Source organism: Duganella hordei (genome assembly GCF_040369125.1).
Taxonomy (GTDB): domain Bacteria; phylum Pseudomonadota; class Gammaproteobacteria; order Burkholderiales; family Burkholderiaceae_D; genus Rugamonas; species Rugamonas hordei.
In genome coordinates this window covers 694,999-711,651 of record NZ_BPWI01000002.1, presented here as the reverse complement: position 1 = coordinate 711,651, position 16,653 = coordinate 694,999, and the positions used below count along the sequence as shown (strand labels likewise).

The following is a 16,653-nucleotide window of genomic DNA, read 5'->3' as shown; positions in this document are numbered from 1 at the left end:
TGTCCAATATATATTTAAGCCGTTACTCATACTTTAAAAAGATAACAACCATGGAATTGCGCCACCTGCGCTACTTTGTCGCCGTCGCCGAGGAGCTCAGCTTTACCCGCGCCGCCGAGCGCCTGCACATCGGCCAGCCGCCGCTGAGCCACCAGATCCAGCAGCTGGAAGCCGAAGTGGGCGCTCAACTTCTCGAACGCAGCAAGCGCTGGGTGCGGCTGACGGAAGCGGGCAAGCTGTTCCTCGACGACGCCCGCCGCGTGCTGTCGCTGTCCGAACAGGCGGTGCAGACGGCGCGCCGGGCCGAGCGCGGCGAGGCCGGCGAACTGCGCGTGGGCTTCACCTTCTCCACCCCGCTGACGCCGCTGTTCGCCACCGTGGTCAACCGTTACCGCCAGCGCTATCCGGGCGTGACGCTGACCCTGCATGAAATGTCGACGCTGCGCCAGATCGACGCCATCGCCAACCGCGAGCTGGACCTGGGACTGGTGCGGCCGCCGGAAGCGGCGGTGCCCGATTCGGTCGGCATGACGGTGCTGCGGCACGACCCGCTGGTGCTGGTGCTGCCGCTGGAGCATCCGCTGGCGAAGCAGCAGGCGGTCGCCATCAGCGACCTCGAGGGACAACCGTTCGTCATGTATCCGAAGACGGCCGGCACTGGCATCTACCCGCAGATTTTCCGGCTGTGCCGCGCGGCCGGCTTCATGCCGACGGTGGCGATGGAAGCGGGCGAAGCGTCGACCATCATCGGCCTGGTGGCGGCCGGCTGCGGGATTTCGGTGCTGCCGAGTTCCTTCGACATCATCCGGATGGGCGGCGTGTGCTACCGCCCGCTGGCGGACCCGGAGGCCAACACCACGCTGCTGCTGGCGCAAAGAAAGGAAGAAGCGGCCCCGCTGGTGGCGGCCTTCGTGGCCGTGGCGCGCGAGGCTGCCGAAGCCTAGGAGTAGTCCGCGTCCAGCTCGGAACCGGCGTAGTTTTCCAGTTCCGCGAACAGCGTTTTCATCGCCGTGCGGCCCTTGATGTTCTGGATCACCGTGCAGCTCTTGCGGTAGCTGTCGATGCGCTCCAGCAGCACCGGGTGATGCTGCACCGGCACCTTGGCCACCAGCGCCGCCCAGCCCTCTTCGTAGTCCGGCTTGGCCTTGCGCACCGCCTTGACGAAGCGCTCGAACTCCTTCTGCCCGGTGCGCGCGACGATACGGCCGCCGCCCTCGATGGCGAAGATGATGGCCAGCGCGATCACGCCTTCCGCGTTCAGGTCGGAATCGCTGACCGGGCCTTCGCTGTTGTGGCGGCGCAGCCAGCCGGCCAGCCGCACCACGGCCTGCACTTCCTTGCGCTGTTTGAGCATGATCTCGTAGCGCTCCATGCCGTTCCAGTTCTGGTTCGGATCGGTCTGGCACAGGTCGATGAACAGGTCCCGCAGCCGGCGCGCCGAGTACACCGGATCGGTATCGTACTCGCCGACCAGCGCATCCTCCGGCAGCGCCGACAGCTCCTTGATCAGGCGGAAGCCGATCTGGAACGCGTGCTCGGCGCCGTGCTCGACCAGGAAGTCCAGCGCCGCGAGGTCGCCCTCGTGCAGCAGCGCGTGGTCCAGGCCCAGCGACACGCCGCCCACCGTCAGCTGCAGCGCCTTCTGGATGCCGTCGGCGGTGCGGTCGTTGGTGAACTTCTCGGCCACCATGGCGGTGATGCCGGTCAGCTCATCGGCCAGCGCGTAGGCCGCGTCGTCGTCCGGATGGGTCGCCAGTTGCTGGATCGCGCGGGTCAGGCGCGGCAAATTTTCTACAACGATTGCTGGCAGCATGTATCAGTATTCCATCACGAGAAAATGCCGGTGCCCAGGCTGCGGCGCGAACCAGGCTTGGCGGCGCTGCGCGTGGACGGTACCTGCTTGCGCAAGCGGTACAGCAATTCCTTGGTGGAGCGCTGCAGGAAGGTCGGCTCCTCGTCCGGGTCGTCGCTGAACTCGGCGTCGGCCAGGTCGGCGCTGTGGCGGAACTCGGGGAACAGCTCGAACAGCGCGCGGTCCCAGCCGTCTTCCGACGCCTGCGCCAGCGCGATCGCCAGCGGAACCACGTCGTTGTCGGACGAGGTCTGGCCGGTCAGGTACGGGCCTTTCGAGATGATCTCGCCGGCCACCTCCAGGATTTCCTTCGGCGCCATCGAGAACAGGATGGCGAACGCGGTCGCGCCGTGGTCGGTCGCCGAGGCGGCCTGCAGCAACTCGACGCGGCGATCCTCGTCGTCGGTGGAAAACACCACGCCGTGGATGTGCGCGAACAGCGATTCGGCGATGCGCTCCGGATCGTCCTCGATCTGGTCGTCCGGCCAGGTGGCGGCGAAGAACGCCAGGCTGTCGGCCCAGGCCTTGGGCGGCACCAGCAGGGTCGCCAGCGACATCTTGCCGCCGTCGAAGCCGGCCATGTGCAGCGCCGTCACTTGCGGCGGAATGTTGTTGAGCACCTCCACCACCGCCAGGTCGCCGAACTGGTCGGCCGCTTCGGCGAAGGCTTGCTCGGCATGGCTCAGCGAACCGGCCAGCACCAGTTCCGTCACTTGCTTGCTCAGCGCCGGCAGATTACTGGACTTTGTAGTTTCGTCGGACATGATTACTCTCCATCCTGGTCGAACATTTGGGCGAAGTCGTCGGTGGCCTGGTGATCGTCGTCGTCGACATCGTCGCCGTCGTCGTTGGCCGACAGTTGTTCCAGCGACTGGTCGTCGTCGTCCCACTTGCGCGGATTCTTGTACAGGAACGCCGTGATGATGGCCTGGCGCGCCAGGTCCGGCAGATTGTCTTCCAGCGCGGCGTACATGCGCGCCGCCTCCTCGCCCTTGCACGAGGCCATCGCGAACACGCGCGCGGCGTCGCCGAACTCGTAGTCCTCGGCCTCGGCCAGCAGGCCTTTCGGGTTGTTGAACTCGAGGTGGTCGACCAGCGCGAACGCCAGCATGTTGACGTCCTCGATGCCGCCGCCGCTGGCGTATTCGGACACCAGCGCGTCGATCATGCGCTGGTAGTTCTTGCGGTCCGGCGGATCGCCCAGGATGCCCTCGATCTGGCCTTCCAGCTCGCGCGATTGATAGGCGAACTCGGGGTGTACTTTTCTAGACATTGCTTGCTTTCTTGTTAGTGAGGCCGGCTCAGGCCGGTGGCAGCACGGTGCCATGCAGGTTGAACACCGAACGCCACAACTGGTACGCTTCCGCTTCCGCATCGATGATGATGCGGTGGTTCACGCTCTGGTTGTATTCCTCGCGCTTGACCGGGTCGGACAGGATTTCGTAGGCCTTGGTGATGCTCTTGAAGCGCGCCTCCGCGCCGGGCGCCTGATTGCGGTCCGGGTGGAAACGCATCGCCAGCGAGCGATAGACCTTCTTGATTTCGTCGTCGGTGGCGTTAGGCGCAATACCCAGTGTGTTGTAGTAATTTTCCATTTTGGAAACTCCGGGCCGTGATGCCGAACAATTAAAGACGAATTATACCTGTGCGGCAGGTCCAAACCGCCCGCGGGCCGCCGCAATGCAGCATTTCCCCTCAGCCAGCAGGAGGGATACGGTAAAATGCCCTTCACTCGAACTTTTGCAAAGCCAACTTTTCAGATGAGCAACGACAAAAACAGCCCAGCGCCCGTCCTGACCTCCAACTTCCTGCGCGCCATCGTCGAATCCGACCTGGCGGCCGGCACCCACGTCCGCGAGGGCATGCCGAGCGTGATCACCCGCTTCCCGCCCGAGCCGAACGGCTACCTGCACGTGGGCCACGCCAAATCGATCTGCCTGAACTTCGGCCTGGCGCGCGACTACCAGGGCCGCTGCAACCTGCGCTTCGACGACACCAACCCGGCCAAGGAAGAGCAGGAATACGTCGACACCATCATCGACAGCGTCAAGTGGCTGGGCTTCGACTACGACTATCCGACCGCCGACGGCGGCTTCGAGCACCACCTGCACTACGCGTCCGACTACTTCGACCAGTTGTACGCGATGGCCGAATACCTGATCGAAAAAGGCTACGCCTACGTCGACAGCCAGTCGGCAGACGATATGGCGGCCAACCGCGGCAATTTCAACACGCCGGGCAAGAACTCGCCGTTCCGCGACCGTCCGGCCGCCGAATCGCTGCAGATCTTCCGCGACATGAAGGCCGGCAAATACGCCGACGGCGAGCACATCCTGCGCGCGAAAATCAGCGAGGACGCGATGTCGTCGCCGAACATGAACATGCGCGACCCGGCCATCTACCGCATCCGCCACGCCCACCACGTGCGCACCGGCGACGCCTGGTGCATCTACCCGATGTACGACTACACGCACCCGATCTCGGACGCGCTGGAAAACATCACCCACTCGATCTGCACGCTGGAATTCCAGGACCACCGCCCGTTCTACGACTGGCTGCTGGAAACGCTGTCGGCGGGCGGCTTCTTCAAGCTGCCGGTGCCGCGCCAGTACGAATTCTCGCGCCTGAACCTGACCTACGTGATCACCAGCAAGCGCAAGCTGCGCCAGCTGGTCGACGAGAAAATCGTCGACGGCTGGGACGACCCGCGCATGCCCACCATCGTCGGCCTGCGCCGCCGCGGCTACACGCCGGAAGCGATCCAGCTGTTCTGCGAGCGCATCGGCGTGACCAAGTCCGACGGCTGGATCGACATGAGCACGCTCGAAGGCTGCCTGCGCGAGGACCTCGATCCGAAGGCGCCGCGCGCCACCGCCGTGCTGCGTCCGCTCAAGCTGATCATCGACAACTACCCTGAAGGCCTGAGCGAGGAATGCACGTCGCCGGTCCATCCGCACCACCCGGAAATGGGCGTGCGCACCTTCCCCATCACGCGCGAGCTGTGGATCGAGGAAGAGGATTTCATGGAAGTGCCGAGCAAGGGCTATTTCCGCTACTACCCGCCGATCGACGACAAGCCGGGCAGCCGCGTGCGCCTGCGCCACGGCTACGTGACCGAATGCACCGGCTACGACAAGGACGCGGACGGCAAGGTGGTGGCGGTGCACGTCAACTACTTCCCGGACTCGAAATCGGGCACGCCGGGCTCGGACAACTACAAGGTCAAGGGCAACATCCACTGGGTTTCCGCCGCCACCGCGCTGCAAGCCGAGGTGCGCCTGTACGACCGTTTGTTCACCGACGCCCAGCCTGACGCCGGCGGCAAGGACTTCATCTCGCTGCTGAACCCGAACGCCAAGGAAGTGGTCACCGCCTTCCTGGAGCCGGGCATGAGCGCGGCCCAGCCGGACCAGCGCTTCCAGTTCGAGCGCCATGGCTACTTCGTCGCCGACCGCGTCGATTCGACGCCGGGCAAGCCGGTGTTCAACCGCATCGTGACCCTGAAGGACAGCTGGGTCGCCAAGTAAAAGCGATTCGGGTAATAAGACTACCGCAGGCCGGCGCCCCCCCCGCAACGGAGGCGCCGGTTTTTTCTCGCCGGGAATTCGGTATCAAAATGTTAATAGAATGCCAAAAACGCAAATTTACTTGACTCGCATCGGTAAAGTTTCCTATATTCGGCCTTCATCCCCCGGTTTCAGGAGTTGCTTCAGGCACGTAACATGGCAACCTTCCTCGCTCAAAAACAGCTGTTCTCGCCGACCAAGCCGGTCTGGTGGGCCGGCGTCATGCTGTCGCTCGGCATCGGCGCGCTGTTTTATGTCGGCGTCTACCGCACCATCGAGCATGACGCCGAGGAACGTTTCCTGTACCAGTCGCGCAACGCGCAGTACAACATCACCTCGCGCATCAACGCCTACACCGACGTGCTGCGCGCCACCGCCAGTTTCTTCGACGCCAGCGACGGCGTCGACCGCGCCTCCTTCCACCGCTATGTCGGCGGCCTGAACCTGGCACGCCAGTTCCCGGCGCTCAACAACATCAACTACACCCGCTACGTCACCGACGCCGAGCGCGACGCCTTCGAGCGCAGCGCCGCCCACAGCGGCGACGGCCTGGCGCTGGGCTATCCGGATTTCTCCATCAGGCCGCCCGGACGCCGCCCCGCCTACTCGGTGCTGACGATGATCGAACCGGTGGCGCCGTTCCGCGACCGCATCGGCATCGACATCGCCGCCCGCGAGCGCGCGGCGCGCGCCATCGCCGAGGCGCGCGACACCGGCGCGCTGATCACCTCCGGCATGCCGATCGAGAACACCAAGGACGCCCAGGGCTGGGCGCTGGCGCTGCGCCTGCCGATCTACCGCAAGGACATGCCGCTGTACGACGTCGCCCAGCGCCGCGCCGCCTACACCGGTTCGGTCGGCATCGGCTTCAGCGTGCCGCGCCTGGTGCAGGCGGCGCTGGAGCAGATGCAGGTGCAGGATGTCCACCTGATGCTGTACGACGACGGCGGCATCAGCGGCAATGAAAAGACGCCGATCACGCTGCTGTACGACAACCAGGGCCTGGTGCACCGCGCAGCGCGTCCGGCCGACCAGTTCACTATCAGGCTGCCGCTCGACTTCAACGGCCGCCAGTGGAACGCGCATTTCAGCTCGCCCAAGTCGGTCTGGTACAGCAACTTCGACGCCTTCCTGCCGTGGCTGGCCATGCTGTGCGGCTTTGTCGGCTCGCTGCTGTTTTACCTGCTGTTCCACACCTTGTCGTCGTCGCGGCTGCGCGCCATCAAGATGGCCAAGGCGATGACCAAGGAGCTGCGCGACAGCCAGGCCAAGCTGCAGCAGTCGCACCTCAAGCTGCGCCGGCTGGCCGCCCATGCCGACCAGATCAAGGAGCAGGAGCGCAAGCGCATCGCGCGCGAAATCCACGACGACCTGGGCCAGAACCTGCTGGTGCTGCGGATCGAGGCCGACATGCTGGCCAGCCGCACGCGGCAGGGCCACCCGCGCCTGCATGCGCGCGCGCGCAGCACGCTGAGCCAGATCGACAGCACCATCAAGAGCGTGCGCCACATCATCAACGACCTGCGGCCGACGGTGCTGGACCTGGGCCTGAGCGCGGCCGTGGAATGGCAGATCGCCCAGTTCCGCCAGCGCTCCGGCATGGTCTGCGAGCTGATCGAACACCAGAGCGACATCAGCATCGACGACCGCTGCGCCACCGCCTTCTTCCGCGTGCTGCAGGAATCGCTGAGCAACATCATCCAGCACGCGCGCGCCAGCCTGGTGCGGGTGGAACTGCGCCACACCAGCGGCATGCTCACCATGACCATCAGCGACAATGGCGTCGGCATGCGCGACAGCAACCGCAACAAGGTCGGCTCGTTCGGACTGGTCGGCATCGAAGAGCGCATCAGCCTGCTCGGCGGCCACTGCGCCATCACCGCCACGCCGAACGGCGGCACCACGGTCACCATCTCGGTGCCGGTCGACTACGTGGCGCCGCCCTCGATCGACGACATCAACGACACGGCCCGCCTGGCGGCCGACGCGACAAACTGAGACGTCGGTCATCAGGTCACCGTCAGATTAATCTGGCACAGCGAGTAGGAATTTCCTGACAAACATTGAGAAAAATCAAGGAAGCGCTTCCTCGGCTGGGCAAAAATCAAGCGTACTCTGCTTTTTTCAACCCGCTTCATCCACTCAAAGGAAGTCTCCATGAATGCTATCGATGCTCTGGACCTCGAACCAATCAAAGTCAAGCTGATGCACAAGGAATCCGGCGAAGGCTGGTCGCTGGAACGCGCCAATGCCATTGAATTCGAATACCGCCGCTTTCTGTTCCTGATGAAGATGTTCCCGGCGGAACAGGCGGCGCCGCTGGTCGATGTCGATACCTTCTGGCACTACCACATCCTCGACACGATGAAATACGCGGCCGACTGCGACGCCGTGTTCGGCCAGTTCCTGCACCACTTCCCGTATATCGGCCTGCGCGGCGAGGACGACCTGGCGGCGCATGAAAGCATGGGCCTGCGCATGAAGGAATTGTACGAGGCGACGTTCGGCGAGGATTACCTGCGCCACACCGCCGGCCTGCAGACGGCCTACTCGGCCTCGCCGGCCAGCACCGCTTACTCGGCCTCGCCAGGCGCCACCGCATATTCGGCATCGCCGGCCCAGGCCGCCATGAAAACCGCGTATTCGGCCTCGCCGGCCAAGTTCGCCTACTCGGCGTCGCCGGTCAAGTTCGCCTACTCTGCTTCGCCGGGCCAGCTGGCCCAGTCGGTGACGGGTGCGGCACAAGCGGGCGCGGCCATCGACAAGGCGCGCCTGGCCGGCCTCTACACCGACCGCCCGCGCCTGGCGCCCGCAGCCTGACACCGTTCGCAGCACTACGGCGTCCGCGCCACAGGCAGGCGAAGCGCGCTCGCGGCATGCTCAGAAAAGTGGCATACTCAGGGGATATTTACAGACGATGGGAGTTCATCATGGCTGTCAATTCAGTAGCCTCCAGCACCGCCGCCGTCCAGGCGACGCCGCCCGCCCGCCAGCCTGAGCCGGTCAAGACGGTGGCGGACAAGCCGGTCGAGCGCGCTGCCCCGCCAGCGCCGCCCGCACCACCGCAAGTTGCCGCGGCGCCCACGGTCAACACCAGCGGCCAGCGTATCGGCACCACGATCAGCACCTCGGCCTGACCGAAGCATCGCCACCAACACAGCCGCATAAAACAACGGCGCGTTACCGCAAGGTACGCGCCGTTTTTCTTTATGCAGCCGAGGGCTTCATCAGGCCGCCATCAGTTCGCGCAATTCGCGAATGCTGAAATCGCTGATCTCATGCATGCGGATCAGGATGGTCGCGCCGATAGGCAGCGTGTTGTGGCGGATCTTGCTGATGACTGGCGGAGCCACTTCCAGGGCGCGCGACAGGGCGGCATCGTTCTTCAGTTGCAGCTTCTCGATGATGGCGTCCAACACGCGATTCGGGTTGTAGGTCGGCGATGCGGTGATTTCTTTGATAGACATAATGTTTTTAAGTAGGTTCCGGCCGTTTTTTGGAAAAAAACGACACATGGGTAAGAAAAATTTTTAGCTCATTTACCAATGAAGCACTACAAAACACAGACATTTATGCCGGTTTTTAGTGCTTAACCGAGATAATACACGCTTACGTTAACGAACGGCTAACTCATCACACATTTATGTGAGATTTAGATAGATTTTACCCCTATTTCTTGTGATAGGAAGTTTTTTGTTGTAAGAAAAGGTATAAATTCCGGTAAAGACTAGTTGGAACGGCTGATGCCGGCGGCGAGGAAGCACCATTCGACGGCCAGCAAGGTGGCCAGTTGCGCGATGGTGCCGGGGAGGAGGAGTGAGGAAGTGGAGGGAAAGTCAATATTGCCGTTATGGCCATGCCAGCCTAGTTGCCGGCGGATTTCTTCCGGCATCGGCGGTGGGCGGCGGTCGCATTCACGCTGGTGCATGTAGGCCCGAACCTGTTCCTTGGTAGGATGGAAAGTGGCTGGCATCCGCGTGGCTCCTTCATAAGATTACTAACAATATCGTATCATGTGACGACTTGCTTGATTTGAATCAAGCGAACCTGTTACCAGTTTGTCACAAAAAGCTGACACAGAGCTTGCATTACTGTAACTTCCGCCCTCCCCTTTACCTGTTTTTACATCGCGCCCCTTAAAGCCTATGACTTACGAAGAATTCCTTGATGAAGTAACAACACTCCTGCACGAGATCTACAATCTCGACGACGCCGCCGCGATCAAGCTGGTGGTCGACGCCCAGGCCGCCGATTATTTCGTCAAGCATGACGACGTCGAGGAGATGCGCACGCCGGCCCAGGCCAAGCTGGACGCCACCGCCCTGTACGAGGCCAAGCAGAACAAGGTCCAGACCCAAAAGAAACAGCAGCAGCGCCTCAGCGCGAAGAAGAAGTAAGGCCCTTCAGGGCGTCGGCCACGGTGGCATGGCGCAGCCGCACGCCCAGCTCGCGCTTGATGCGGCCGTTGGCCAGCCGGCGCGACTCGGACATGAACGACAGCAGCGCCGGCGTCACCACCTTCTGCAATTCCGCCCGCGGCAGGCGTGGCGGCCGCGGCAGCTGGAACGCATCGGCCACCGCATCGAAATACGCCGCCATCTTCATGTCGCTGTCGTCGACCGCGTGATATATACGGTTGGGCAAGGCGCGGAACAGCGCGCGGGCGATGATGGCCGCCAGGTCGTCCGCATGGATGTGGTTGGTGTAGACGTCGTCCGCCTCGATCAGCGCGGCCGTGCCGGCCTGCAGGCGCTTCAGCGGCAGGCGGTCGGCGGCGTAGATGCCCGGCACCCGCAGGATGGACAATTGCGCGCCGGCGCGCACCGCCCAGCGCCGCAGCACCTGTTCGGCGTCCACCCGGCGCAGCGCGCGCGGGTTGCGCGGCGCCACCGGACGGCTCTCGTCAAACAACAGTCCGCCGCAATCGCCATAGACTCCGGTGGTGCTGACATAAACCAGACGGCCGTGCTCAGGTAAAATGGCGGACAAATTACGCGTGCGGCGGTCCAGCGGCCCCTCGGCGGGCGGCGGCGCCAGGTGGACCACATGGCTGGCCAGCCCCGCCAGGCGGCGCAGGCTGGCCGGCTGGTCGAGATCGGCCACGATCGGCACGGCGCCCAGCGCGCGCAGTTCGGCGCAGCGCGATGGCTGGCTGGTGGTGGCAAACACGCGAAAGTGCGGGCGCAGCAGCGGCAACAGCCGCATGCCGACGTCGCCGCAGCCGACGATCAGCAGGCGCGGCCGCTTGAATTTACGAAGATTGTGGTTTTTCATTTGAAGGATTGTATGACGTTTCAAATTACTGTACAGCCTAGCGGCCACCAATTCAGCTGCGAGGAAGACGAAACCGTCCTGGCGGCGGCCATGCGCGCCGGCGTCGGCCTGCCCTACGGCTGCAAGAACGGCGCCTGCAGCTCCTGCCGCGGCAAGGTGGTGTCCGGTTCGGTCACGCACAAGCCGCACCAGGAGCGCGCGCTGACCAAGGAAGACGAGGCGGCCGGCTATTCGCTGTTCTGCTGCGCCATCGCGCACGAAGACCTGGTGATCGAAGCGCGCGAAGTGGCCGGCAGCGACGACTATCCGATCCGCAAGATGCCGTCGCGCGTGGCGACGCTGGAAAAAGTGGCGCCGGACGTCATCATCATGACCTTGCAGCTGCCCGCCAACGAAACGCTGAAATACCGCGCCGGCCAGTACATCGAATTCATGCTGCGCGACGGCAAGCGCCGCAGCTACAGCCTGGCCTCGCCGCCGGACCAGGACCAGCCGCTGAGCCTGCACATCCGCCACATGCCGGGCGGCCTGTTCACCGAACAGGTGTTCGGCACCATGAAGGAACGCGACATCCTGCGCTTCGAAGGCCCGATGGGCACCTTCTTCGTGCGCGAGGACAGCGACAAGCCGATGGTGCTGCTGGCCTCGGGCACCGGCTTCGCGCCGATCAAGGCCATCGTCGAGCACCTGCGCGCGCAAGACTCGCAGCGGCCGATGACCCTGTACTGGGGCGGCCGCCGTCCGCAGGACCTGTACATGGACGGCCTGTGCCGCCAGTGGGAAGCGATCCTGCCGAACTTCAAGTACGTGCCGGTGATCTCGGCCGCGCTGCCGGAGGATAACTGGAACGGCCGCACCGGCTTCGTGCACGCGGCCGTCATGGCCGACCTGCCGGACCTGTCGGGCCACCAGGTGTATGCCTGCGGCGCGCCCATCGTGGTGGAATCGGCCAAGCGCGATTTCGTCGCGCAGTGCCGCCTGCCGGAAGACGAGTTCTACGCGGACGCCTTCACCACGGAAGCAGATATCAACAAATAAAGCAGCAAGCATCCACCCAACCGGGAGCAGACAGGGATGCAGAGTCCCGAGGCTCTGCTCCCTGAAAGCTCAAATGTCCGACAGCATCGCCTCCGCTCCCCCCGCCAACGGCTTCAGCGTCCTGCGCCACCGTAACTTCGCCTTCTACCTTTCCGCCCGCACCCTCGGCACCCTCGCCGTCCAGATGCAAAACGTCGCCATCGGCTGGCAGGTCTATGCGATGACGCACAACCTGTTCGATCTCGGCCTGATCGGCCTGGCGCAGTTCGCGCCCTTCCTGCTGCTGATCCTGATCGCCGGCCACGCCGCCGACCGCTACGACCGCCGCAACCTGATCGCCATCGCGCTTGGCGCCCAGCTGCTGTGCGGCCTGACCCTGCTGGCCTTCACCGTCGCCGGGCTGACCGCCGTGTGGCCGGTGTTTGCCGTGCTGGTGCTGTTCGGCAGCGCGCGCGCCTTCATGGGGCCGGCCACGCAAGCCATCCTGGTCAACCTGGTGCCGCAGGAAAGCTTCAGCAAGGCCGTAGCGCTGAGCTCGTCGAGCTTCCACGTCGCCGTGATCCTCGGCCCCACCCTGGGCGGGCTGTTCTACCTGGCCGGGCCGAAAACGGTGTATATGATTTCCTCGACCTTGCTGGTGGCGTCGGTGGTGCTGATGTGCCTGGTCAAATCGGTCAAGCAGCCGAGCAACCGCGAGCCGGCCACCTGGCACACGGTGCTGGAAGGACTGCGCTTCGTCTGGTCCCGGCCGGTGGTGCTGGGCGCCATTTCGCTGGACCTGTTCGCCGTGCTGTTCGGCGGCGCCACCGCGCTGCTGCCGGCGCTGGCGCACGACGTGCTGCACATCGGCCCGTCCGGCCTGGGCATGCTGCGCACCGCGCCGGGCGCCGGCGCCGCGCTGTGCTCGATCGTGCTGGCCTTCTTCCCGCTCACGCGCCGCGTCGGCCTGTGGATGCTGGGCGGCGTGGCCGTGTTCGGCGTCGGCACGCTGGTGCTGGGCGCCACCACCAGCTTCCTCGTCGCGCTGACGGCCTTGTTCCTGATGGGCGCCGGCGACATGATCAGCGTCTACGTGCGGCACCTGCTGGTGCAGTATGAAACGCCGGACGCCATCCGCGGCCGCGTGTCGGCCGTCAACTCGGTGTTCATCGGCGCCTCCAACGAACTGGGCGAATTCGAGTCCGGCCTGACCGCCGGCTGGATGGGCCTGACGCGCGCCGTGCTGTTCGGCGGCGCCGCCACCCTGGCGGTCACGGGCGCCTGGGCGGTGCTGTTTCCGGTACTGTCGAGAATGGATCGTTTCCCGCACGAGGAAAAGAAATGAAGCTAAGCCTGCCGCTGCCCGGCATCATCCACAGCCGCCCCCACCTGAGCCTGGCGATCGCGCTGGGCGCCGTGGTGGGCCCGCTGCTGCCGCACGACTGGCCGCTGGTGACGCGCCTGCTGACCGCCTGGAACATCGGCGTCTGGTCCTATCTGGCGATGATGGGCTGGATGATGATACGCGCCGACCACCACGACATCAAGCGCGCCGCCTGCCGCCAGGACGAAAAGGGGCCGGTGATCCTGGCCACGCTGTCGGTGGCGGTGATGATCAGCCTGGCCGCCATCATCTCGCAACTGTCGACGCTGAAAGAGCTGCCGCCGGCCGACATGGTCTACCACTACGGCTTCGTGGTGCTGACCTTGACCGGCTCGTGGTTCATGGTCGGCACCATGTTCTGCTCGCACTACGCGCACCTGTACTACATGGAGGAAGGCGACGAAAAGCCGCTGCAATTCCCCGACCGCAACCTGACGCCGAACTACTGGGACTTCCTGTATTTCTCGTTCACGATCTCGGTCGCGGTGCAAACCTCCGACGTCAGCGTGCACAGCCGTGGCATGCGGCAGGCGGTGCTGGGGCAGTCGGTGCTGTGCTTCTTCTACAACCTGGCGATCCTCGGCCTGTCGATCAATATTGCCGCCTCGCTCATCAATGGTTAACTACTTAACGGGAACCTAAGTCGAAAAGGAGTAATATTGATCTGCAGTTCAAACAACAAGGAGCAAGCGTATGCAAATCAATATCAATGCCGACAAGACTATCGACCGCCATGCCGGTCTCGATGAACATGTACAGACTGTCGTGAGCAATGCCCTCCACCGCTTCGGCGAGCAAATCACCCGCGTCGAAGTCCATTTGAGCGACAACCTGGGCCAGAAATCGGCCGACGGCGACAATCGCTGCCTGATGGAAGCCCGCGTTACCGGATACCAGCCGATCGCCGTCAGCGATCACGCCGCCACCTTGCACCAGGCCATCGGCGGTTCCGCCGACAAACTCAAGCGCGCCATCGACAGCGCGCTGGGCCGTCTGCATGACAAGGACAAGCGTCATGCCAACGACGCCGTGCCGGCCGAGGTGGCCGACGACGACGCATAAGCTTGAAAGGGCGGGAGCCGGCGCCTAACGCCGCGCCAGCTCCCGCAAATACTTCAGTCCCTGCAGCGACCGGCTGCCATACCACGACATCATTTCCCCATCGACCAGCAGCACCGGCTTGCCGATCTGTTTTTCCAGCGCGTCCGCATGCGCCTCGGTAAAGCGGTACGGTTCGCTCGACAGCAGCACGCCGTCGATGCCGGCGATCAGCTCCGCCGACCAGCGGAATTCCGGATAACGCACCTCACCCAGCGGCGGCACGCGCCAGCCGATTTCCTCCAGCATGCGCGCGATATACGTATCCTCGGAAATGCTCATCCACGGATCCTGCCAGATGCAGTACAACATGGTCTGCGGCTGCCCCTTCGGCGTTGCCTGCAACAACGCATACTCCGCTTCGAACGCAGCGCACCACTCGGCCGCCTGGCGCTCGCGGCAAAACACGCCGCCCATCAGCCGCGCCAGTTCCAGGTTGTCGCGCGGGCGCAGCGGATGGGTAACCACGATGTGCGGAATGAATTCCGCCAGCAGGTCGACGGTCGGTTTCTCGTTCTCATCGATGTTCACCACCAGGTGCGTCGGCGCCAGCTTGCGGATCTTGTCGATATTCACATCCTTGGTGCCGCCGACCTTGGGGATGCCCTGCACCACGTCATGCGGATGAATGCAGAAGCCGGTGCGCCCGACCACCTGCGCGGCCAACCCGAAATCGCACAGCAATTCGGTGATCGACGGCACCAGCGAAACGATGCGCGCCTGCGGATCGGCGTGATGCACGGTGCCGAGCGCGTCGGTATAAGCCATGGTGGTTCCCTGTGATTGCAATGCCGGTATTGAAGCATTGACGGATACATCACGCAACAACTACGTGGGTGAAATTTACACTTTGTCCCGGACAGTTCAGCTATGATTACTGTGCTTGCTTACCAGCATCCTGAAAGACGACTTTGAAACAAATCTGCACATTCGGCAACTCCAGCCACCAGATCGGCGACTTGCACCTGTTGCGCAATTCGAACGACGACAACGCCATCGCCAAGCTGCTGGCAAACTGCCCGGTCATGCGGCTCGAGGCCGGCCAGGCGGTGACCGAGGCCAAGCACGCGCGGTTGTACATCGTGCTCAGCGGCGCGCTGTCGGTCGCCACCGACACCCGCACCGGAATGGCCGACGGCACCGTCAGCAAGATCCTGCCGGGCGAGAGCGTGGGCGAGCAGTCGGTGCTGGATGAGGAAGCCAATCTGTCGAGCATCACGGCGCTGGAGCAAAGCGATGTGCTGGTGATCGAGGCCGACCTGGTGTGGCAGCTGATCGATGAATCGAATGTGCTGGCGCGCAACCTGCTGCGGCTGCTGTCCTTCCGCATCCGTGCCGCCAACGCGCAGCTGCGCCGGCGCCAGAAGCTGGGCGAGTTCTACCGCCAGCTGTCGATGATCGACGGCCTGACCGGGCTGTACAACCGCGCCTGGCTCAACGACCTGCTGCCGACGATGATCGCCACCGCCCACGGTTCGCACGCGCCGCTGGCGCTGATCATGATCGACCTCGACCACTTCAAGAAATTCAACGACAGCCACGGCCACCTGGCCGGCGACCAGGCCTTGCGGGCGGCCGCGTCGGTGCTGAGCGGCGCGTTGCGGCCCACCGATTTCGCGGTGCGCTACGGTGGCGAGGAAATGATGGTGCTGCTGCCCGACACCAGCGACAAGGTCGCGCTGGCGGTGGCCGAACGGTTGTGCGAACGCATGCAGCAGGCGATCATCTTTGCCGACATGCGCCTGCCGCTGCCGCACATCACCGCATCGTTCGGCGTGGCCACGCTGCAGCCGGAGCAGGACGAGCAGGCGCTGATCGCGGTGGCCGACGCGGCGCTGTACCGCGCCAAGGAACTGGGCCGCAACCGCGTGGCTGGAACGGCTTAGGCGGGCTTGGCGTCGGCGGTGGCGGTATCGGCCGGCTTGGCCGTGTGCGCTGCGATAAAGTCCGAATAGCCCTGCTGCACCAGGTCGTAGGTCTTGTCGATATTGCTGGCGATATCGCCGTTCAATACCTTCAAGCCCTGCAGCACGTCGCGCGCCTCCTTGAAACCCTGGTCCACGCCCTTTTTCAAGGTATTGACGAAGTTGTTCAGCGTCGTTTCCTCGTCCTGCCCGGGATTTTGCTGCTTGTACGCTTCATAAAACGCCGTCGACAGCGATACAATGCGGCTCGCGGTGCCTTCCGGCGTATTATCCTGCGACACGGCGTTCTGGATGGCGTTGTCGCCGTAGTCGCCCTTAAGCGCTTCGTTGATGCCGGTCAGCGCCGTTTTCAGCACCACCGACAACGGATCGTTGGAAGAATTTAACGATACCGTCAAGGAAGCTTGTACGATAGACACATTTAGCTGCGCCTTGGCCTTGGCGGCGACCGACATGTTGCTGTCGTCCTTGGCCTGGACCGGCGCGGAGGATGTGCCTGCCGCGCTGCCCGATGTTGCCGATACTGGTGTCGCCATG

General features: G+C 63.9%; 20 protein-coding genes. 11 read left to right on the top strand and 9 right to left on the bottom strand.

Going from position 1 to position 16,653, the window contains the following annotated elements:
- Window positions 1-50 precede the first annotated feature (50 nt).
- Window positions 51-944 carry a LysR family transcriptional regulator gene (locus ABWW33_RS07380; RefSeq protein ID WP_176654952.1) on the top strand — a complete coding sequence of 298 codons (894 nt, stop codon included), beginning with the start codon at window positions 51-53 and terminating at the stop codon, window positions 942-944.
- Here ABWW33_RS07380 and ABWW33_RS07375 read toward each other — a convergent pair.
- The 4 genes from ABWW33_RS07375 to ABWW33_RS07360 are packed head-to-tail and all read right to left on the bottom strand — an operon-like array spanning window position 941 to window position 3,447.
- Complete coding sequence (locus ABWW33_RS07375) at window positions 941-1,813, bottom strand: hypothetical protein (protein ID WP_176654951.1); 873 nt, start codon at window positions 1,811-1,813, stop codon at window positions 941-943. The genes ABWW33_RS07380 and ABWW33_RS07375 overlap by 4 nt on opposite strands.
- A gap of 14 nt (window positions 1,814-1,827) precedes the next feature.
- On the bottom strand, window positions 1,828-2,616 hold the full coding sequence (locus tag ABWW33_RS07370; protein WP_176654950.1) for a hypothetical protein: 789 nt from the start codon (window positions 2,614-2,616) through the stop codon (window positions 1,828-1,830).
- A gap of 2 nt (window positions 2,617-2,618) precedes the next feature.
- A complete protein-coding gene (locus ABWW33_RS07365) occupies window positions 2,619-3,125 on the bottom strand; it encodes a hypothetical protein (protein WP_176654949.1) in 507 nt (168 codons plus the stop codon).
- Between the two features lie 28 nt (window positions 3,126-3,153).
- Window positions 3,154-3,447 carry a DnaJ domain-containing protein gene (locus ABWW33_RS07360; protein WP_176654948.1) on the bottom strand — a complete coding sequence of 98 codons (294 nt, stop codon included), beginning with the start codon at window positions 3,445-3,447 and terminating at the stop codon, window positions 3,154-3,156.
- 165 nt (window positions 3,448-3,612) lie between these two features.
- Here ABWW33_RS07360 and ABWW33_RS07355 point away from each other — a divergent pair, with 165 nt between their 5' ends.
- The 4 genes from ABWW33_RS07355 to ABWW33_RS07340 all read left to right on the top strand — a co-directional run bounded on the left by ABWW33_RS07355 (window position 3,613) and on the right by ABWW33_RS07340 (window position 8,555).
- Window positions 3,613-5,379 carry a glutamine--tRNA ligase/YqeY domain fusion protein gene (locus ABWW33_RS07355; protein WP_353400475.1) on the top strand — a complete coding sequence of 589 codons (1,767 nt, stop codon included), beginning with the start codon at window positions 3,613-3,615 and terminating at the stop codon, window positions 5,377-5,379.
- 195 nt (window positions 5,380-5,574) lie between these two features.
- On the top strand, window positions 5,575-7,416 hold the full coding sequence (locus ABWW33_RS07350; RefSeq protein WP_353400473.1) for a sensor histidine kinase: 1,842 nt from the start codon (window positions 5,575-5,577) through the stop codon (window positions 7,414-7,416).
- A 159-nt stretch (window positions 7,417-7,575) separates the two neighbouring features.
- Window positions 7,576-8,238: a glycine-rich domain-containing protein gene (locus ABWW33_RS07345; protein WP_353400470.1), complete on the top strand. Its 663-nt coding sequence runs from the start codon at window positions 7,576-7,578 to the stop codon at window positions 8,236-8,238.
- A gap of 110 nt (window positions 8,239-8,348) precedes the next feature.
- Window positions 8,349-8,555 (top strand): hypothetical protein, encoded by a 207-nt coding sequence (locus tag ABWW33_RS07340; protein WP_353400467.1) that lies wholly within the window; start codon window positions 8,349-8,351, stop codon window positions 8,553-8,555.
- A gap of 90 nt (window positions 8,556-8,645) precedes the next feature.
- On the opposite strand, the gene ABWW33_RS07335 is transcribed toward ABWW33_RS07340, so the two are convergent.
- Both ABWW33_RS07335 and ABWW33_RS07330 read right to left on the bottom strand, forming a co-directional pair.
- Window positions 8,646-8,885 carry a hypothetical protein gene (locus ABWW33_RS07335; protein ID WP_008445950.1) on the bottom strand — a complete coding sequence of 80 codons (240 nt, stop codon included), beginning with the start codon at window positions 8,883-8,885 and terminating at the stop codon, window positions 8,646-8,648.
- A 260-nt stretch (window positions 8,886-9,145) separates the two neighbouring features.
- Window positions 9,146-9,391: a hypothetical protein gene (locus tag ABWW33_RS07330; protein WP_176654943.1), complete on the bottom strand. Its 246-nt coding sequence runs from the start codon at window positions 9,389-9,391 to the stop codon at window positions 9,146-9,148.
- Between the two features lie 172 nt (window positions 9,392-9,563).
- On the opposite strand from ABWW33_RS07330, the gene ABWW33_RS07325 reads away from it, so the two are divergent.
- Window positions 9,564-9,815: a hypothetical protein gene (locus tag ABWW33_RS07325; RefSeq protein WP_176654942.1), complete on the top strand. Its 252-nt coding sequence runs from the start codon at window positions 9,564-9,566 to the stop codon at window positions 9,813-9,815.
- Here ABWW33_RS07325 and ABWW33_RS07320 read toward each other — a convergent pair.
- Window positions 9,796-10,692: an SDR family oxidoreductase gene (locus ABWW33_RS07320; protein WP_353400462.1), complete on the bottom strand. Its 897-nt coding sequence runs from the start codon at window positions 10,690-10,692 to the stop codon at window positions 9,796-9,798. The genes ABWW33_RS07325 and ABWW33_RS07320 overlap by 20 nt on opposite strands.
- Before the next feature lie 12 nt (window positions 10,693-10,704).
- Here ABWW33_RS07320 and ABWW33_RS07315 point away from each other — a divergent pair, with 12 nt between their 5' ends.
- The 4 genes from ABWW33_RS07315 (at window position 10,705) to ABWW33_RS07300 (ending at window position 14,155) form a co-directional block, all read left to right on the top strand.
- Window positions 10,705-11,730: a CDP-6-deoxy-delta-3,4-glucoseen reductase gene (locus ABWW33_RS07315; RefSeq protein WP_353400460.1), complete on the top strand. Its 1,026-nt coding sequence runs from the start codon at window positions 10,705-10,707 to the stop codon at window positions 11,728-11,730.
- Between the two features lie 73 nt (window positions 11,731-11,803).
- Window positions 11,804-13,054 (top strand): MFS transporter, encoded by a 1,251-nt coding sequence (locus ABWW33_RS07310; protein ID WP_176654939.1) that lies wholly within the window; start codon window positions 11,804-11,806, stop codon window positions 13,052-13,054.
- Complete coding sequence (locus tag ABWW33_RS07305) at window positions 13,051-13,716, top strand: DUF1345 domain-containing protein (protein WP_353400457.1); 666 nt, start codon at window positions 13,051-13,053, stop codon at window positions 13,714-13,716. Before ABWW33_RS07310 ends, ABWW33_RS07305 begins: the two co-directional genes overlap by 4 nt.
- Window positions 13,717-13,786: 70 nt before the next feature.
- Window positions 13,787-14,155, top strand: coding sequence for an HPF/RaiA family ribosome-associated protein (locus tag ABWW33_RS07300; RefSeq protein WP_176654937.1), 369 nt, complete (start codon window positions 13,787-13,789; stop codon window positions 14,153-14,155).
- A gap of 24 nt (window positions 14,156-14,179) precedes the next feature.
- Here the strand turns inward: ABWW33_RS07300 and ABWW33_RS07295 are convergent, their stop codons facing one another.
- Window positions 14,180-14,959, bottom strand: coding sequence for a helical backbone metal receptor (locus tag ABWW33_RS07295; protein ID WP_353400454.1), 780 nt, complete (start codon window positions 14,957-14,959; stop codon window positions 14,180-14,182).
- A 143-nt stretch (window positions 14,960-15,102) separates the two neighbouring features.
- Between ABWW33_RS07295 and ABWW33_RS07290 the strand changes: the two genes are divergently transcribed.
- Entirely contained in the window at window positions 15,103-16,077 is a 975-nt protein-coding gene (locus tag ABWW33_RS07290; RefSeq protein WP_353400451.1) for a GGDEF domain-containing protein, read from the top strand.
- Here the strand turns inward: ABWW33_RS07290 and ABWW33_RS07285 are convergent.
- On the bottom strand, window positions 16,074-16,652 hold the full coding sequence (locus ABWW33_RS07285; RefSeq protein ID WP_176654934.1) for a DUF5610 domain-containing protein: 579 nt from the start codon (window positions 16,650-16,652) through the stop codon (window positions 16,074-16,076). The genes ABWW33_RS07290 and ABWW33_RS07285 overlap by 4 nt on opposite strands.
- Between the last annotated feature and the right edge of the window lies 1 nt (window position 16,653).

Excerpts from the sequence above, each read along its gene's own strand:
- ABWW33_RS07360 (WP_176654948.1), bottom strand. The coding sequence starts at position 3,447 with ATGGAAAATTACTACAACACACTGGGTATTGCGCCTAACGCCACCGAC.
- ABWW33_RS07355 (WP_353400475.1), top strand. The coding sequence starts at position 3,613 with ATGAGCAACGACAAAAACAGCCCAGCGCCCGTCCTGACCTCCAACTTC.
- ABWW33_RS07345 (WP_353400470.1), top strand. The coding sequence starts at position 7,576 with ATGAATGCTATCGATGCTCTGGACCTCGAACCAATCAAAGTCAAGCTG.
- ABWW33_RS07330 (WP_176654943.1), bottom strand. The coding sequence starts at position 9,391 with ATGCCAGCCACTTTCCATCCTACCAAGGAACAGGTTCGGGCCTACATG.
- ABWW33_RS07335 (WP_008445950.1), bottom strand. The coding sequence starts at position 8,885 with ATGTCTATCAAAGAAATCACCGCATCGCCGACCTACAACCCGAATCGC.
- ABWW33_RS07365 (WP_176654949.1), bottom strand. The coding sequence starts at position 3,125 with ATGTCTAGAAAAGTACACCCCGAGTTCGCCTATCAATCGCGCGAGCTG.
- ABWW33_RS07375 (WP_176654951.1), bottom strand. The coding sequence starts at position 1,813 with ATGCTGCCAGCAATCGTTGTAGAAAATTTGCCGCGCCTGACCCGCGCG.
- ABWW33_RS07370 (WP_176654950.1), bottom strand. The coding sequence starts at position 2,616 with ATGTCCGACGAAACTACAAAGTCCAGTAATCTGCCGGCGCTGAGCAAG.
- ABWW33_RS07310 (WP_176654939.1), top strand. The coding sequence starts at position 11,804 with ATGTCCGACAGCATCGCCTCCGCTCCCCCCGCCAACGGCTTCAGCGTC.
- ABWW33_RS07380 (WP_176654952.1), top strand. The coding sequence starts at position 51 with ATGGAATTGCGCCACCTGCGCTACTTTGTCGCCGTCGCCGAGGAGCTC.
- ABWW33_RS07325 (WP_176654942.1), top strand. The coding sequence starts at position 9,564 with ATGACTTACGAAGAATTCCTTGATGAAGTAACAACACTCCTGCACGAG.
- ABWW33_RS07350 (WP_353400473.1), top strand. The coding sequence starts at position 5,575 with ATGGCAACCTTCCTCGCTCAAAAACAGCTGTTCTCGCCGACCAAGCCG.
- ABWW33_RS07295 (WP_353400454.1), bottom strand. The coding sequence starts at position 14,959 with ATGGCTTATACCGACGCGCTCGGCACCGTGCATCACGCCGATCCGCAG.
- ABWW33_RS07285 (WP_176654934.1), bottom strand. The coding sequence starts at position 16,652 with ATGGCGACACCAGTATCGGCAACATCGGGCAGCGCGGCAGGCACATCC.
- ABWW33_RS07340 (WP_353400467.1), top strand. The coding sequence starts at position 8,349 with ATGGCTGTCAATTCAGTAGCCTCCAGCACCGCCGCCGTCCAGGCGACG.
- ABWW33_RS07305 (WP_353400457.1), top strand. The coding sequence starts at position 13,051 with ATGAAGCTAAGCCTGCCGCTGCCCGGCATCATCCACAGCCGCCCCCAC.
- ABWW33_RS07320 (WP_353400462.1), bottom strand. The coding sequence starts at position 10,692 with ATGAAAAACCACAATCTTCGTAAATTCAAGCGGCCGCGCCTGCTGATC.
- ABWW33_RS07315 (WP_353400460.1), top strand. The coding sequence starts at position 10,705 with ATGACGTTTCAAATTACTGTACAGCCTAGCGGCCACCAATTCAGCTGC.
- ABWW33_RS07300 (WP_176654937.1), top strand. The coding sequence starts at position 13,787 with ATGCAAATCAATATCAATGCCGACAAGACTATCGACCGCCATGCCGGT.